Raw genomic sequence first — 15,204 nt, forward strand, 5'->3', positions numbered from 1 at the left:
CGTCCGGGGCAGTCCGCTGTGGTCGGTGCCGAGGTCCCGGTTGGCGGTACCCGAACGGCCCGCCCGCCCCGATCATGATCGGAATGGATGTCACGGAGCTGTGGACGAAGATCGTGCTCTGGTTGCGCGAGTACGCCCCGGTGACCGCAGCGGCCCTGCGTCCTCCCGACCCGCCGGATCTCGCGCTGCTCACCGCCGAGTTCGCGATCGACCTGCCCGCCGAACTCACCGAGTGGTGGTGCTGCTGCAGCGGCACCGACCCGGACGTGCTCGCCGACGTGCTGCCGCCGTTCTACACGCCCTACGGCCCCGACGGCGCGCTGCGCGCCTGGCGGGCGCACCGCGAGGAGTGGACCGCGCAGTGGGCCCGCCCGGCCTGCGACTACTACGCCGGTTCCCCCGGATCCAGCTACCACCCCGCGTGGATCCCGATCGCGGGCGACGGGTTCGCCGACGAGCTGGTGGTCGACCTGCGGCCCGGCCCGCTGCGCGGCTGCGTGCTGGAGTGGGAGCAGGAGGCCGCCCAGGTGCTGCGCCCCGAGTGGCACGGGGTTTCGGCGATGCTCGCCGCCGTCCACCGCGCGCTCGTGGAAGGCGTTCCGGCGGGGCACAGCTATGCCACGGTCACAGAAGATGGCCGCCTGGACTGGCAGATCCGGTGAGTTCTTCTGGTGTTGTGGTCGGGTTGCGTGGCGGTGCGGGTGGCGGAACCTCAGCGGCCTTCTCGCTCCGGGCGCCCTTCCTCATGTACAAGCGCGTACACAGCGTCAGGGCGTCCTCGCGAGAAGGCCGCTGAGAACCCGCAGCGGTGCCGGTTGCTTGGGTGGGGCAAAGCGGAAGCGGCTCGCGCCGCTTGCCTGACGGTGGTTGGGTGAGTGGGCGGGTTCCGAGGATCAGGTGCCGATGGGGTGCCAGACGGTTTTGATCTCGGTGACCGCGCGGAGGCGGTGCAGGCCCGGGTCGCGGTACCAGTCCGGCGTCCCGCGCACCGGCAGCACCCGCTTGACGGTGCCCGCGGCGGTCCGCTCCAGCTCGGGGCGCAGCTCCTCCGACGCCCCGGTGAGGTCCAGGGCGTTGACGTCGGCGTGCGCGGCCAGCCAGGGCGCCAGCTCGGCCACCCGGCCGGTGAGCACGTTGACCACCCCGCCCGGGACGTCGGAGGTGGCCAGCACCTCGGCGAAGGTGATCGCGGGCAGCGGGGCGTCCTCGGCGGCCAGCACCACGCAGGTGCAGCCGGTCGCGATCACCGGCGCCACCGCGCTGACCAGCCCGAGCAGCGGTGACCCGGTCGGGGCCAGCACGCCGACGACGCCGGTCGGTTCCGGGACGCTGAACGAGAAGTACGGGCCCGCGACCGGGTTCGCCGACCCGAGCACCGCGGTGATCTTGTCCGTCCAGCCCGCGTACCAGACCAACCGGTCGATGGCGGCGTCCACCGCCGCCGTCGCCGCGGTGCCGGTGGCGGCGGTCAGCTCGGCGGCGAACTGGTCCCGGCGGCCCTCCAGCACCTCGGCGATCCGGAACAGCACCTGGCCGCGGTTGTAGGCGGTGGCGCCGGACCAGCCGCCGAACGCGCCGCGCGCGGCGGCCACGGCGTCCCGGACGTCCTTGCGGGACGCCTGCGCGGCGTTGGCCAGGAACGCCCCGTCGGCGCCGCGCACCGGGAAGACCCGGCCGGATTCGGAGCGGGGGAAGGCCCCGCCGATGGCGAGCTTGTAGGTCTTGGCCACGGCCAACCGCTCCCGGGTGTGCTCGTCAGACATCGAGGTACGCCTCCAGTCCCGCGCGTCCGCCTTCCCGGCCGAAGCCGGATTCCTGGTACCCGCCGAACGGCGCGGTCGGGTCGAACCGGTTGAAGGTGTTCGCCCACACCACGCCCGCCCGCAGCCGCTGCGCCGCCCACAGGATGCGGGAACCCTTCTCGGTCCAGATCCCCGCGGAGAGCCCGTAGGGCGTGTTGTTGGCCTTGCCGATCGCCTCCTCCGGGGTGCGGAAGGTCAGCGTCGACAGCACCGGGCCGAAGATCTCCTCGCGGGCGATCCGCATCGACTGCTGCACCTCGGAGAACACCGTCGGGGCGAAGAACCAGCCCCGCTCCGGCAGCCGGCACGGGCTGGTCCAGCGCTGCGCGCCCTCGGCCTCGCCGCTGTCGGCGAGCTCGGTGATCCGCGCGAGCTGCTCGGCGGAGTTGATCGCGCCCACGTCGGTGTTCTTGTCCAGCGGGTCGCCGACCCGCAGCGTCCGGATCCGGTCGCGCAGCTTGGCCAGCACCTCCTCGGCCACCGACTCCTGCACCAGCAGCCGGGAACCCGCGCAGCACACGTGGCCCTGGTTGAAGAAGATGCCGTTGACGATGCCCTCGACGGCCTGGTCGAGCGGGGCGTCGTCGAAGACGACGTTGGCCGCCTTGCCGCCGAGTTCGAGGGTGAGCCGCTTGCCGGTGCCCGCGACGGCGGCCTGGATCCGCTTGCCGACCTCGGTGGACCCGGTGAACGCGACCTTGTCCACCCCGGGGTGGTCCACCAGCGCCGCGCCGACGTCCCCGGCGCCCGGCAGGACGTTCACCACGCCCGGCGGCAGCCCGGCCTGGCGGCAGAGGTCGCCGAACACCAGCGCGGTCAGCGGGGTGGTCTCGGCGGGTTTGAGCACCACGGTGTTGCCGCAGGCCAGTGCGGGCGCGATCTTCCAGGCCAGCATCAGCAGCGGGAAGTTCCACGGGATCACCTGGCCGGCCACGCCGACGGGCCGCGGATCCGGCCCGAACCCGGCGTAGCCGAGCTTGTCGGCCCAGCCCGCGTGGTGGAAGAAGTGCGCGGCGGCGGTCGGCACGTCGGAGTCCCGGGACTCCTTGATCGGCTTGCCGTTGTCCAGCGTCTCCAGCACCGCCAGCTCCCGGGCGCGCTCCTGGATCAGCCGCGCGATGCGGAACAGGTACTTGGCCCGCTCGGCGCCCGGCATCCTCGACCACACCTCGTCGAAGGCCCGCCGCGCGACCCGCACCGCGCGGTCGACGTCGGCGCCGGACGCCGTGCTCACCTCGGCCAGCGGCTGCCCGGTGGCCGGTTCCAGGGTGGTGAGCGGCTCGCCGGAGCCCTCGACGAACTCGCCGTCGACGAACATCCGGTAGCTGTCGCGGAGACCGGCGACGTCCCGCGATTCCGGGGCGGGCGCGTAGTCCCACGGTTCGGTCATGCTCGGGGGTCCTTTCCGGGATGCGGCGGGCACTCAGTCCACCGCCACGTGGTGCGCGGCGCTGTAGCGGCCTTCGAGCTGGGTGCGGCGCTGCATCAGCAGGTCGCCGAGCAGGCTCGACGCGCCGAACCGGAACAGCTCCGGGGTCAGCCACTCCGGACCGGCGACCTCGTGCACCGCCACCAGGTAGCGGATCGCGTCCTTCGTGGTGCGGATGCCGCCGGCCGGTTTGACGCCGCGAAGCTGCCCGGTGGCGTCCCGCCAGTCCCGCACCGCCTGCAGCATCAGGTGCGTCACCGGCAGCGTCGCGGCGGGGGAGATCTTGCCGGTGGAGGTCTTGATGACGTCGCCGCCCGCCAGCAGCGCCAGCCAGCTCGCCCGGCGCACCGCGTCGAGCGAGGCCAGCTCGCCGGTCTCCAGGATGACCTTGAGGTGGGCGTCCCCGCAGGCCCGCTTGACCGCCCGGATCTCCTCGAAGACCTGGCCGTAGCGCCCGGCGAGGAACGCGCCCCGGTCGATCACCATGTCGACCTCGTCGGCCCCGGCGGCGACCGCGTGCTCGACGTCGGCGAGCTTCACCGGCAGCGCGGCCCGGCCGGAGGGGAACGCGGTGGCCACGGAGGCGACCCGGACGCCGCTGCCGCGCAGCGCCGCGACCGCGGTGGCGGCGAGGTCGGGGTAGACGCAGACCGCGGCGACCGGCGGCACGTCCGGGTACCCGGGTTCGGGGCGGCGCGCCTTGGCGCACAGCGAGCGGACCTTGCCCTCGGTGTCGGCGCCCTCCAGCGTCGTCAGGTCCACCATCGAGATCGCGGTGTCGATCGCCCACCGCTTCGCGTCCTTCTTGATGCTGCGGGTGGCGAGACCGGCGGCGCGCTGTTCGAGCCCGACCCGGTCGACGCCGGGCAGGCCGTGCAGGAACCTGCGCAGCGAGCGGTCGTCGCGGGTGGCGTCGGCGAGTTCGGCGGGCAGCGCCTCGGCCGGTGTCGAGGGCGGGGTGACCATGACCGGAGTCTAGGGAGTGCGGGGGCCGTGGGGCGCGCCGCGACGCGGCGGGTTCTCGCCACCACCGGCGCGCCGCGCACCGCGTTGCCCGCTCCCGGCGGTTCGGCGACCCTGCCATTGGAGCGGAATATTCCTCGCGGGATCGGCTAGGAGGTGGTCGGCGATGAAGGCAGTCGTGTACCAGGAGCCCTTCGCAGTCGCGGTCGAGGAGGTCGACCGCCCCGGGCTGCGGCACCCGGCGGACGTCGTCGTCCGGGTCACCTCCACCGCGATCTGCGGGTCCGACCTGCACATGTACGAGGGCCGGACCGCCGCGCAACCGGGCATCGTGTTCGGCCACGAGAACCTCGGCATCATCGAGGAGGTCGGCTCCGGGGTGCTCGGCCTGGGGCGCGGCGACCGGGTGGTGATGCCGTTCAACGTCTCCTGCGGCGCGTGCGCGAACTGCCAGGCGGGCAACACCGCCTTCTGCCTGGTCGTGAACCCCGGTTCCGCCGGTGGCGCCTACGGCTACGTCGGGATGGGCCCGCACCAGGGCGGCCAGGCGGAGTACCTGCGGGTGCCGTTCGCCGACGTCAACTGCCTCCCGCTGCCCGCCGACGGCAGCCACGAATCCGACTTCGTGCTGCTCGCCGACATCTTCCCGACCGGCTACCACGGGTGCGAACTGGCGGGCGTCGGCCCGGGCGACGTGGTGGCCGTCTACGGCGCCGGACCGGTCGGGCTGATGGCGGTGTACTCGGCGCTGCTGCGCGGCGCGTCCCGGGTGTTCTGCGTCGACCAGGTGCCGGAGCGGCTGGCGCTGGCCGACGACATCGGCGCCGAACCGGTCGACTTCAGCGCGGCGGACCCGGTCGAGGTGATCCGGGAGCGCACCGGCGGGCGGGGCACCGACGCGGGCGTCGACGCGGTCGGCTACCAGGCGCGCTCCGCCGAGGCGGGCGGGGAGGAACCGGCGCTCGTGCTGAACTCGCTGATCGAGACGGTGCGCCCGACCGGCCGGATCGGCGTGCCCGGCCTCTACCTGCCCGACGACCCGGGCGGGGTGGACGAGGACGCCCGGCGCGGGCTGCTGCGGGTCGCCGTCGGCCGGTTGTTCGAGAAGGGGCAGGTGATCGGCACCGGCCAGGCCAACGTGAAGCGCTACGACCGCAAGCTCCGGGACCTGATCATCGCCGGGCGCGCCGAGCCCTCGTTCGTGGTCTCCCACGAGCTGCCGCTGACCGAGGCGCCGCAGGCCTACCGGATGTTCGACCAGCGGGCCGAGGGCTGCACCAAGGTCGTCCTCCACCCGTGACCGGCAGGTCCCCGCCGGTCCGCCCGCGTGCGATGGACGCCACGTCGGGGCCCGGCGGGGGCTTCCCGGCGCCGCCGGGGCGGTTACTGTGCCAGGCATGGATACCCGGGTCGTGGAGCACCCCCTGGCGAAGTCGAGACTGTCCACGATGCGCGACGCGCGCACCGGCAGCTCGGCGTTCCGGGCGGCGCTGCAGGAGCTCACGCTCATGCTCATCTACGAGGCGACGCGGGAAGCCGAGGTGATCGCCGAGCCGATCCACTCCCCGGTCGCGCGCACCAACGGCTACCGGCTGGCCCACCCGCCGCTGCTGGTCCCGGTGCTGCGGGCCGGGCTGGGCATGGCCGACCAGGCGCACAAGCTGATCCCGGAGGCCCAGATGGGCTTCGTGGGGCTCGCCCGGGACGAGGAGACGCTGCAACCCACGCCCTACCTGGAGTCGCTGCCCGCCGACCTCTCCGACCGCCCGGTGTACGTGCTGGACCCGATGCTGGCCACCGGCGGTTCGATGGTGCACACGATCCGGCTGCTGGTCGAGCGCGGCGCCACCGACGTCACCGCGATCTGCACCGTGGCCGCCCCGGAGGGCCTGCGCAGGCTCGACGAGTCGGGGCTGCCGGTGCGGGTGGTCACCGCCAGCGTCGACGACCGGCTCAACGAGTCCGGCTACATCGTGCCGGGGCTCGGGGACGCGGGCGACCGCGCCTACGGGGCAGTCTGAGAGTCCGTGCCCGCCCTGCGTGGCGGTGCGGGTGGCGGAACCTCAGCGGCCTTCTCGCTCCGGGAGCCGCTCGGCGATGTACCAACGACGTACACGGCGTCGCGGCTGTCCTCGCGAGAAGTCCGCTGAGAACCCGCGGCGGTGCGAGCTGACGGCCGCACCGCAAAGCGGCTCCGCCGCTTTCTGAAATGCTGAGTCCGTGCCCGCCCGGTGGGCGGCGCCGCCGGTCAGCGGCGCCAGCCCGCGAGGCCGTTGCGCAGCGCCCGCTCGTAGCGGGCGTCGTCGGTGCGGGGCGCCGAGCCGCTGAGCTCCAGCGAGACCAGGCCGTGCACCAGGCCCCACGCGGCGTAGGCGATCTCGGCGGTGGGCGCCTCGATGAGCGCGCCGTCGGCGATGCCGCGGTCGATGACCGCGCGCAGCGCCCGCATGTGGCGCACCGACTGCTCCAGCGCCTGCTCGTCCGGGGTGAAGTCGGGCACCGCGCGGCCGAACATGATCGCGTAGAGGTGCGGGTTGGCCAGCGCGCCGTGCCGGTAGGCGTGGCCGAGCGCGACCAGGTCGGCGATCGGGTCGCCGGTGCGCGCGGCGCCGTCCAGCCGTCGGCCCAGCCGCGTGAAGCCCTCCACGTACAGCTCGCGGACCAGCCCGGGCTTGCCGCCGAACAACGAGTACACCGCGGTGGTGGAGGTGCCCACGTCGGTGGCCAGCCTGCGCAGGCTCAGCGCCTCCGGGCCGTCCGCGGACAGCAGTTCGCCCGCCCGGTCGAGCAGCCGGACGCGCAGGGCCTCGTCGTGCACGCGGGGTCTCGCCACGCGGGGGAAGCTACCGCTTGGGCCGAGTGGTACCAGAGCGATACCATCCCGGGCATGGCCATGACCCTGCGCCTCACCGACGAAGAGAACCGGCGGCTGGCCGAGCTGGCGGCGGCCGAGGGGCGGTCCAAGCAGGAGGTCGTGCGCAGCGCGCTGGCCGAGCGGTGGGCCCGGCAGCAGAAGGAGCACCAGCTCGACGAGGTCGTCCAGCGGGTGCTGCCGCGCTACCGGGGATTGCTGGATCGCCTCGGGCCCGCATGACCCACCATTGAGCGGTGATCGTCTACCTCGACACCGCGGACCTGCTGCTGCTCGCCACGGCCGTGACCGATGGCGACCTGGTGGTCCGGGACAGCGGTCTGCTGGACGCGGCCGCCTACCGCCCGCACGCGGAGGTCTTCGGCGTGCCCTCTTACGGGACGCTGTGGCTCAAGGCCGCGTCGCTGCTGGATTCGATCGTGCGCACCCGGCCGCTGCGGCAGGGCAACTGGCGGCTGGGCTGGGTCGCCGCCGTGACGATGTGCGACATGAACGGCTGGTCGGTGGAGGCCGAGGAGGACGCCGCGCTGGCGCTGGTCCGCGGGGTGGGGCGGGAGCGGTGCCCGCTGCCGGACGTGGCGGAGAGCCTGGCGGACTGGTCGAAGCCGAAGCCGTGATCGGCCCCGGACGAGACCGGGCCCGTTCGCGCCGAACGGGCCCGGTCTGCGGGACGGGAGGTCAGCTCGCTGCGCCGCTGCGCAGTCTGCGGAGGGCGATCGGGGCTCCGGCCAGGTCTTCCTCGTTGCAGAGCAACTTCAGGTCGTAGTACGGGGCGCCGTCGCGGTCGTCGTAATCGAGGTGGACGGCGATGACGTCGACCGGCTCGCCGAGCCAGTCCTGGGCTTCGCGGAGCCATCGGGCCGACCGTTCCAGGGCGGCTGCCAGATCATCGTCGCGGAACTCGACGGGGCGGTAGGGGACGCCCTGAACTTGATCGTTCGGATTCGGGGGCTGTGGGAGATCCACGGAGACGCCGTAGTCGTCGAGTTCGAGTCGGATCGTTTCCTCACTCACCGTCGCAGGGTAACCCCTCCGGCTGCCGGAATGCTGCCTCAGGGGCCGCTCGGGTTCCGAGGGCGCGGAGCGCGCCGCAGGTCAGGCGATAGGCGGGAGGGGAACGCCGGAGAAGTCGGCGGGAGAAGCGCGGGGCGCCCTGGACATCGCACGTTGATGAGGGAAGGCGAGCTCAATCCAGGGCACCCCACGGTCGCCAAGGGGCGCGCCCCAGCGACATGATCAGGTTACCGTCCGTGCTTCGACCAAGATCAACTGGGGGCCTGTTCACTCGTTCGGAGGTATTCAGGGCAGGAGACCGGCCGCCACCGTCGCGCCCAGTTCCCAGCACGCCTCCAGCGACTCGGGGTCCGGACCGCCCAGCACGGTCAGCGGCTCGGCGACCTGCTTCCAGCCGAGCCCGGTGGTGATCGACGCGATCGCCGCGGCGCGCCCTCGTTGCCGTGCGCGGAGCAGCCGAACGGCCGACCGCGGGTGGCGTCCGGGCACGGGTGGTGGGCGGTGTCGAAGAAGTGCTTCAGCGCCCGGCTCCCGCGTGGTTCCCGGAGCGCAGGGCGCTGAGGACTACTCGTCGTCGTTGTCCTCCTCGTCGTCGGTCAGGACGAAGAAGTCGGTGAGGAAGCAGGCCACCTCGCCGTCGGCGGTGCGCCCGACCCAGGTCGGGTAGTGCCCATCCGCGCTGCCGGAGGAGAACGCCACCAGGCACGGCCTGCCTTCGTCGTCGGTCAGTGTCGTGGCTGCGGCGTCCTCGGTCCCGGCGATCTCCGAGAACATCCGGTCGGTGACATCGTCGTCCTGCAGCAAAGCAGCGTTCGCCGCGTCGATGAAGCCACCGGTGGCGCTGTCGACCGCATAGCCGAAGAACTCGTCGTCGTCCAGTTCGGCGAGGTCTTGGCCGTCGAGCAAGGCCATTTCCCACGAGACGACGGGTTCGTCCCGGATCACCAGCTTCGCCGCCGCGACGTCAGCCTGCGTGGGCCGATCTTCCGGCATGTCGTACGCGGCGATCACCAGCACCAGCGGGTACCGGCCCGGCTCCACCCGTTGGACGAATGCGCGGTCGGATCCCTCCTCCACGCCGAGCATGGCCGGCTCGCCCGCGACGACCCGGCCGGTCGGCAGCCACAACCAGGCGTCCTGCCGCAACCGGACGGTGGCGACCATGCCGAAGGACAGGTCATGACGCGTCCCGGGAACGAAAAGTCGCTCGAAATCGGGAGCGTGGAGTGGCATGGATTCTCCTTCCGATCCGGCCGACCGCGGACGGGTCGGCGACGGGAATGATGGCGACGGCAGCACCGGTGCGACCCGTCCAGCGACGACTGCCCGCATGCGCCCGCGCGGACGCCCGAGAGGGCTCAATGTTCGAGCAGTTCGCTTCGGAGTCGTAATCGATGGCCTCGTCGTGCGAAGCGAGTGCGGTGCCGGCGCCCGCCAAGTGCGTCGGCGCTGGTGGCGCAGCGAACGGGGGCAGCCATTCCCTTGCGGATCCTGGTGAAATAGTAGCTCGACAATCGGGAATCATGTGCGAATGACATCTTCCGCCTTGCGCGACAGCATACGAAAGCGCCGTGATCATGCGCAACCGAAAATCGAGGAACAAGCCCGGTCGAGGGGAAACCCTCATTTGATCGTGCACATGTGGGGCGTGGAAATCGTCCGCCGCTCTCATCGGCCTATCGATCCGGCGGATTCGACATTGCCCCGAACGGTGTCGATCGAAGGAATCCCGCTCCGTTGAGGGCTCGCCCCAACTCGCTGGACAGCACACGCGGAATCGCGCGGAACACCATCCGAGCATCCCCACCGCCCTGCGGAGGCTCTCCGGCCCGCGGGATCAGCGGTCCGGCCGGCAGCCATCGCTCATCAGGAACCAGCCGCCGCGACAACGCATCAACCACGAATCACGATCCTGCCAGCAGACCCGGCCAAGATTCTGCGACGAGTTCTCAGGGCATCAGTCCCGCCGCGACGGTTGCACCGAGTTCCCAGCACGCTTCGAGGTCTTCCTTGCGCGGCTCTCCGGTGGTGGAGACGTTCTGGGTTGCCTTTTCCCAGCCGAGTCCGGTGGTGATGGATTCGATGCCTCGGACGGCGCCGGTGGTGTCATTGTTGCCGTGCACGTAGAGGCCGTAGGGGTGTCCGCGCGTCGAGTCCAGGCACGGGTAGTAGACAAGATCGAAGAAGACCTTGAGCGCTCCGCTCATCATGCCGAGGTTGGCGGGTGTGCCGAGGACGTAGCCGTCCGCGCCGAGCGCGTCGGCGGGGGTGGCTTCCAGGGCGGCGCGTCGCACGACCTCGACGCCCTCGATCTCGTCGGTGGTGGCGCCCGCGACGACAGCTTCGAACATGGCTTGCAGGTTCGGCGACGGGGTGTGGTGCACGATCAGCAGCCTGGGCACGATCAATCTCCTCCCACCAGGTCCGACACCGCCTCCCGCAGCTCGGCCAGGCGGCGGTCGGCCGCCGCCTTCGCCTCGGCGAGGGTGCCGCCGACCTGCTCGACGACTTGGAAGTAGCACTTCAGCTTCGGCTCGGTCCCGGACGGCCGCACCACCAGCCGCAGCCCGCCCGCGCCGGTGACGAGCAGCGCATCGGTGTCGGGCAGCAGGTCCTCGGTGCGCACCGGGACCCGCGCCAGCGCGGCCGGCGGTTCGGCGCGCAGCCGCGCCATGATCCCGGCGATCACGGTCAGGTCGGTGACCCGCACCGAGAGCTGCCCGGTCCGGTGCACGCCGTGCTCGGCGAACAGCGCGTCGAGCAGCCCGGGCAGGTCCCGCCCGGCGGCCTTCGCGGTGGCGGCGAGGTCGCAGCCCAGCACGGCGGTGGAGATGCCGTCCTTGTCGCGCACCCGGTCCGGGTCCACGCAGTGCCCGAGCGCCTCCTCGTAGGCGTAGACCAGCCCCGTCCCGTTGCCGTCGCCCGCCCGCACCAGCCACTTGAACCCGGTCAGCGTCTCGTCGAACCGGACGCCGCGGCGCTCGGCGACCGACCGCAGCATGCTCGACGACACCACCGTCGTGGCCACCAGCGGATCGGGGTGGGCGGTGCGGTCCAGGTGGGACAGCAGGTGGTCGCCGAGCAGCACGCCGGTCTCGTCCCCGCGCAGCATCCGCCACCGGCCGTCCTCGCGGACCCCGAGGGCGCACCGGTCGGCGTCCGGGTCCAGCGCGACGGCCAGGTCCGCGTCGACCTCCTCGGCCAGTTCCAGCAGCAGGTCGGTGGCCCCCGGTTCCTCCGGGTTCGGGAACTCCGCGGTGGGGAAGTCCGGATCCGGCTCGGTCTGCGCGGCGACCAGGTGGACGTCGTCGAAACCGGCTCGCCGCAGCGCCTCCACCAGCGGTCTCGCCCCGACGCCGTGCAGCGCGGTGGCGGCGATCCGCAGCCGCCTGGCTGGACCCTGTGCTGAACCCCCGGCCGGACCTCGCGGCAGCACCGCGACCCGCGAGAGGTAGTTCTCCAGCGCGTCGTGCTGGGTGGTCCAGGACTCCGCGCGCGGCACCTCGGCCGCCGGTGGCGCCGCCGCGATGGCCTCCTCCACCTCGGTGTCGGTGGGCGAGACCAGGTGGATGCCGCCGCGCAGGTACAGCTTGTACCCGTTGTCCCGCGGCGGGTTGTGCGAGGCGGTGATCTGCACGCCCGCCACCGCGTCGAGGTCGCGCACCGCGGCGGCGAGCACCGGCGTGGGCAGCGGACCGGGCAGCACCCGGACGTCGAAACCGGCCGCCGCCAGCACCCCGGCCGCGTCGGCGGCGAACTCCGCCGAGCCGTGCCGGGCGTCCCGGCCGACCACCGCGGTGCCGCCGCCGAAGCCGTGGTCGGCGAGCCAGGAGGCGACCCCGGCGGTGGTGCGCACGACGACGGCCCGGTTCATCCCGTTGGCCCCGGCGCGCACCGGGGCGCGCACCCCGGCGGTGCCGAAGCCCGGCTGCCCGGACATCCGCTCGTCGAGTTCCCGCACCGCGTCGGTCGAGCCCGCTTCGGCGGCGGCGAGCAGCGCCCGCAGCTCTTCCCGGGAGCCCGCGTCGACGTCGTGGTCGATCCACCGCCGGGTGGCCGCGGCGAGTTCGGCGCGCATCGTCACGCCCGCGCCAGCAGGTCGGCGAGCAGGCCGCCCATCCGGCTGGCCGAGGCCCGTCCGGCGTCGAGGACCTCCTGGTGGCTCAACGGTTCCCCGCTGAGCCCGGCGGCCAGGTTGGTCACCAGCGACAGGCCGAAGACCTCCATGCCCGCCGCGCGCGCGGCGATCGCCTCCAGCACCGTCGACATGCCGACGAGGTCGACGCCGAGCCCGCGCAGCATCCGGATCTCGGCCGGGGTCTCGAAGTGCGGGCCGGGCAACCCGGCGTAGACGCCCTCGGCCAGCGTCCCGTCGACGTCCTGGGCCAGCGCGCGCAGGCGCGGCGAGTACAGGTCGGTGAGGTCGACGAAGTTCGCGCCGACCAGCGGGGAACGCGCGGTGAGGTTGACGTGGTCGCTGATCAGCACCGGCTGGCCGACCTCGAAGCCCTCGCGGAGCCCGCCCGCGGCGTTGGTCAGCACCGCGGTCCGGCACCCCGCCGCCGCGGCGGTGCGCATCGCGTGCGCCACCGCGTTCTCGCCGCGCGCCTCGTAGAGGTGGGTGCGGCCGAGGAACACCAGCACGCGCCGGTCGCCGAGCGGGACCGACCAGATCCGGCCGCTGTGCCCGACGGCGCTGGGCGGCACGAATCCGGGCAGCTCGGCCATGCCCACTTCGGCGGCCGGGCTGCCGATCTCCTCGGCGGCGGGCTGCCATCCGGAGCCGAGCACGACGGCGATGTCGTGCCGTTCGGCACCGGTGGTCTCGGCGATGCGGGCGGCGGCGGTGTCCGCGGCGGCGAACGGGTCGGGCGTAGTCGAAGACGTCACGGCCGCGCAGCTTAGTGCGTGATCGGCGCTCGCGTGGCGGTGCGAGCCGGTGGTGGCGGGAAAGCGGCCGGTGCGGGTGCTCAGCCCATCGGGCGGAAGCCGGGCAGCACCGCGGCCAGCAGGGACTCGGCCCGCTTCTGCAGTTCCGGCGGGGTCGTCACCCGCAGCGCCCACAGGTCGTCCCCGTGGCGCACCAGCCGCATCGCCGTCGTCCGCGCGAACCCCTCCGCCGGCGAGCCGTACCGGTACACCGCCGTGTCGTAGGGGTTCGCGGGCATCCGCGGCACCTCGAACGAATCGCCCGGGGACAGCGCGGGCAGCGCCTCGAAGTAGTCCTCGGCGGTGTGCCCGGCGGCGAACAGGCCGCCGAAGCGCTGCACGGACATCTCGGTGCGCCCGTCGGGCGAGACGAGGGAGACCCGCTTGCTGTTGACGAGTTCGAGCCGTTCGGAGTGGAAGGTGGTCCAGCCGGCCGGGGCCATCACGACGAACTCGCCGCGGCCGTCGTCCCCGGTGTGGTCGGTGTCGTCGGTGTAGGGCGCCAGCGCGGGCAGCGAAACCCCGGCCTCCGCCGGGACGCCGCTGCGCTCGGCGGGCAGCAGCGGTGCGCCCGCGGCGAGCCGGGTGCCCGCGAACCCGGCGACCGCGGCCGCGCCGAACAGCACCAGCGCGGCGAGCACCAGCGCCGCGGTCCGCCACCGGGACCGATCAGGCCGGGCGTCGCGCAGCTCGAACGGCAGCGCGCCCGGATCGGCGGCCAGCGGTTCGGCGGCCAGGGGTGCCGCGGCGAGCGGTTCGGCTGCCAGCGGTGCGTCGTGGGCCGTGGACTGCCGGTCGGCCTCGGGCGCGGGGCGGCGCACCCGCACCGTGGGGGCGTCCGGGTCGAGCAGCATCGCCAGCGGGCGCGAACCGTGTTCCGGCAACAGGTGCTGGAGCCGCTTGCGCACCTCGGTCAGCGGCATCCGGGCCGCGGGCTCCTTGACCATCAGCCCGGCGATCACCTCGCCGATCGGACCGCTGCGCTCGGCGTCCGGCACGGGTCCGCGGACCACCTCGGTGATGGTGTCCAGCGGGTTGTCGTCGACGTCGTAGGGCGCCCGGCCCGCGGCGGCGGCGAACAGGGTGGCGCCCAACCCCCACAGGTCGGCGGCGGTGGTGACCGGTTCGCCCGCGGCGATCTCGGGGGCGATGAACGCCGGGGTGCCGAGCAGGATGCCGGTGGCGGTGATGGTGTGCTCGGAGATGTCCCGCGAGATGCCGAAGTCGCTGAGCTTGATCCGGCCGTCGTCGCCGATGAGCACGTTGCCGGGCTTGACGTCGCGGTGCACGATTCCGGCGCGGTGCGCGGCTTCCAGGGCCGCCGCGACGCCGTCGACGATGACCGCGAGCTCGTGGTCCTCCAGCGCGCCGTGCTCGGTCAGCACGGTGGCCAGGCTCTGCGACGGCACCAGTTCCATGACGACGAACGGCTCGCCGTCCTCGCGCGCCACGTCGTAGAGGGTCACGACGTTGGGGTGGGTGAGCACCGCGATGGCCCGGGCCTCGCGCAGCGCGCGCTCGCGGAGCTCGGCGGCCTGGGCCTCGGGCATCCCGGGGGCCAGCCGGATCTCCTTGACCGCGACCGGCCTGCGCAGCAGTTCGTCCACTCCGGACCAGACGGTGCCCATCGCGCCGCCGCCGAGGCGGGTTTCCAGGCGGTACCGCTCCGCGATCAGCCGTTCGGAGCCGTGGTCGTTGTCGGGGGCTTCGGTGGGCACGTCCCCATTGTCCACTGCCGATCGATCCGGTAGGGGTGGAACCGGCGAGTCGTCCCCCGCGATCACCGGTACGGGCACGTGCGGTCGCGCTTCGATCACTCAGCGTTGCGCAACGGTGTTACCAATAGTGAAGTTCTTCACGGGATCGATTTTTCCGGCGACCGCGTTCCCGATGGCAAGGTCATTCCGCCGCAACGACATTCGCCGTCGACGTCCGCGCCGCGCTCGCCCGGCGCGCTGATGCACTGCTGTGCATAAGTGCCGCCTTTCGGATAAGTTGGGCACCGATCGGGCCTCGCCGGATGACCAGGACCGGGCCTTCCTCGGTCGGCATTCGCGCGGCGATCGCGGTATCGGACGCGTGCGTCACGGTGCGCCTGCGGTGGCGGTGACGAACAATCTTGGTGGTTGGGATCGGTGGGGCCGCCGATCGCTGGTGGTGATCGTCGCGCACCGCAGCGGTCGACCGGGTGCGGG

15 protein-coding genes and 2 pseudogenes are annotated in these 15,204 nt (G+C 72.9%); 5 read left to right on the top strand and 12 right to left on the bottom strand.

Translation table 11 applies throughout. From position 1 onward, the window contains the following. Positions 1-83: 83 nt before the first annotated feature. Positions 84-662 carry an SMI1/KNR4 family protein gene (locus ABD976_RS06000; RefSeq protein WP_345358386.1) on the top strand — a complete coding sequence of 193 codons (579 nt, stop codon included), beginning with the start codon at positions 84-86 and terminating at the stop codon, positions 660-662. A 231-nt stretch (positions 663-893) separates the two neighbouring features. On the opposite strand, the gene ABD976_RS06005 is transcribed toward ABD976_RS06000, so the two are convergent. From ABD976_RS06005 to deoC, 3 genes are read right to left on the bottom strand one after another with little or no spacing between them, the layout of a single operon-like run. Further along, the gene (locus ABD976_RS06005) at positions 894-1,763 is read right to left on the bottom strand and encodes an aldehyde dehydrogenase family protein (RefSeq protein WP_345358388.1); all 870 of its coding nucleotides are present in this window, start codon (positions 1,761-1,763) and stop codon (positions 894-896) included. Further along, complete coding sequence (locus ABD976_RS06010) at positions 1,756-3,192, bottom strand: aldehyde dehydrogenase family protein (RefSeq protein ID WP_345358391.1); 1,437 nt, start codon at positions 3,190-3,192, stop codon at positions 1,756-1,758. The genes ABD976_RS06005 and ABD976_RS06010 overlap by 8 nt, the downstream gene beginning before the upstream one ends. Before the next feature lie 33 nt (positions 3,193-3,225). Continuing rightward, a complete protein-coding gene (deoC, locus tag ABD976_RS06015) occupies positions 3,226-4,197 on the bottom strand; it encodes a deoxyribose-phosphate aldolase (RefSeq protein ID WP_345358394.1) in 972 nt (323 codons plus the stop codon). A 163-nt stretch (positions 4,198-4,360) separates the two neighbouring features. Here deoC and ABD976_RS06020 point away from each other — a divergent pair, with 163 nt between their 5' ends. Both ABD976_RS06020 and upp read left to right on the top strand, forming a co-directional pair. After that, entirely contained in the window at positions 4,361-5,494 is a 1,134-nt protein-coding gene (locus ABD976_RS06020) for a glutathione-independent formaldehyde dehydrogenase (protein WP_345358397.1), read from the top strand. A 97-nt stretch (positions 5,495-5,591) separates the two neighbouring features. Next, a complete protein-coding gene (upp, locus tag ABD976_RS06025) occupies positions 5,592-6,215 on the top strand; it encodes a uracil phosphoribosyltransferase (RefSeq protein WP_345358400.1) in 624 nt (207 codons plus the stop codon). A gap of 227 nt (positions 6,216-6,442) precedes the next feature. Here the strand turns inward: upp and ABD976_RS06030 are convergent, their stop codons facing one another. Continuing rightward, entirely contained in the window at positions 6,443-7,027 is a 585-nt protein-coding gene (locus ABD976_RS06030) for a TetR/AcrR family transcriptional regulator (protein ID WP_345358403.1), read from the bottom strand. 54 nt (positions 7,028-7,081) lie between these two features. Between ABD976_RS06030 and ABD976_RS06035 the strand changes: the two genes are divergently transcribed. Continuing rightward, positions 7,082-7,288, top strand: coding sequence for a type II toxin-antitoxin system VapB family antitoxin (locus ABD976_RS06035; RefSeq protein ID WP_345358406.1), 207 nt, complete (start codon positions 7,082-7,084; stop codon positions 7,286-7,288). Positions 7,289-7,302: 14 nt separating this feature from the next. After that, on the top strand, positions 7,303-7,683 hold the full coding sequence (locus ABD976_RS06040; protein ID WP_345358409.1) for a type II toxin-antitoxin system death-on-curing family toxin: 381 nt from the start codon (positions 7,303-7,305) through the stop codon (positions 7,681-7,683). 61 nt (positions 7,684-7,744) lie between these two features. Here ABD976_RS06040 and ABD976_RS06045 read toward each other — a convergent pair whose 3' ends face one another. From ABD976_RS06045 to ABD976_RS06080, 8 genes and pseudogenes are all read right to left on the bottom strand, one after another. Next, positions 7,745-8,080 carry a hypothetical protein gene (locus ABD976_RS06045; protein ID WP_345358412.1) on the bottom strand — a complete coding sequence of 112 codons (336 nt, stop codon included), beginning with the start codon at positions 8,078-8,080 and terminating at the stop codon, positions 7,745-7,747. 285 nt (positions 8,081-8,365) lie between these two features. Further along, positions 8,366-8,610: pseudogene (locus ABD976_RS06050) on the bottom strand (flavodoxin family protein); the annotation flags it as partial. A 34-nt stretch (positions 8,611-8,644) separates the two neighbouring features. Continuing rightward, positions 8,645-9,313, bottom strand: coding sequence for a DUF4241 domain-containing protein (locus ABD976_RS06055; protein WP_345358418.1), 669 nt, complete (start codon positions 9,311-9,313; stop codon positions 8,645-8,647). Positions 9,314-9,837: 524 nt separating this feature from the next. Continuing rightward, a pseudogene (locus ABD976_RS06060) lies at positions 9,838-9,981 on the bottom strand (IS5/IS1182 family transposase); the annotation flags it as partial. A 48-nt stretch (positions 9,982-10,029) separates the two neighbouring features. Next, positions 10,030-10,482 carry a flavodoxin family protein gene (locus ABD976_RS06065; RefSeq protein WP_345358421.1) on the bottom strand — a complete coding sequence of 151 codons (453 nt, stop codon included), beginning with the start codon at positions 10,480-10,482 and terminating at the stop codon, positions 10,030-10,032. Between the two features lie 2 nt (positions 10,483-10,484). Next, a complete protein-coding gene (locus ABD976_RS06070; protein WP_345358742.1) occupies positions 10,485-12,158 on the bottom strand; it encodes a phospho-sugar mutase in 1,674 nt (557 codons plus the stop codon). Between the two features lie 2 nt (positions 12,159-12,160). Then, positions 12,161-12,970: a purine-nucleoside phosphorylase gene (locus tag ABD976_RS06075; protein WP_345358424.1), complete on the bottom strand. Its 810-nt coding sequence runs from the start codon at positions 12,968-12,970 to the stop codon at positions 12,161-12,163. A gap of 80 nt (positions 12,971-13,050) precedes the next feature. Beyond that, entirely contained in the window at positions 13,051-14,727 is a 1,677-nt protein-coding gene (locus tag ABD976_RS06080) for a serine/threonine-protein kinase (protein ID WP_345358427.1), read from the bottom strand. Positions 14,728-15,204: the final 477 nt, after the last annotated feature.

Source organism: Saccharopolyspora cebuensis (genome assembly GCF_039542665.1).
In the GTDB taxonomy this organism is placed as follows: Bacteria; Actinomycetota; Actinomycetes; order Mycobacteriales; family Pseudonocardiaceae; genus Saccharopolyspora; species Saccharopolyspora cebuensis.

Coding starts and splice junctions, on each gene's coding strand:
- ABD976_RS06000 (WP_345358386.1), top strand. CDS start 84: ATGGATGTCACGGAGCTGTGGACGAAGATCGTGCTCTGGTTGCGCGAG.
- ABD976_RS06005 (WP_345358388.1), bottom strand. CDS start 1,763: ATGTCTGACGAGCACACCCGGGAGCGGTTGGCCGTGGCCAAGACCTAC.
- ABD976_RS06010 (WP_345358391.1), bottom strand. CDS start 3,192: ATGACCGAACCGTGGGACTACGCGCCCGCCCCGGAATCGCGGGACGTC.
- deoC (WP_345358394.1), bottom strand. CDS start 4,197: ATGGTCACCCCGCCCTCGACACCGGCCGAGGCGCTGCCCGCCGAACTC.
- ABD976_RS06020 (WP_345358397.1), top strand. CDS start 4,361: ATGAAGGCAGTCGTGTACCAGGAGCCCTTCGCAGTCGCGGTCGAGGAG.
- upp (WP_345358400.1), top strand. CDS start 5,592: ATGGATACCCGGGTCGTGGAGCACCCCCTGGCGAAGTCGAGACTGTCC.
- ABD976_RS06035 (WP_345358406.1), top strand. CDS start 7,082: ATGGCCATGACCCTGCGCCTCACCGACGAAGAGAACCGGCGGCTGGCC.
- ABD976_RS06055 (WP_345358418.1), bottom strand. CDS start 9,313: ATGCCACTCCACGCTCCCGATTTCGAGCGACTTTTCGTTCCCGGGACG.
- ABD976_RS06070 (WP_345358742.1), bottom strand. CDS start 12,158: ATGCGCGCCGAACTCGCCGCGGCCACCCGGCGGTGGATCGACCACGAC.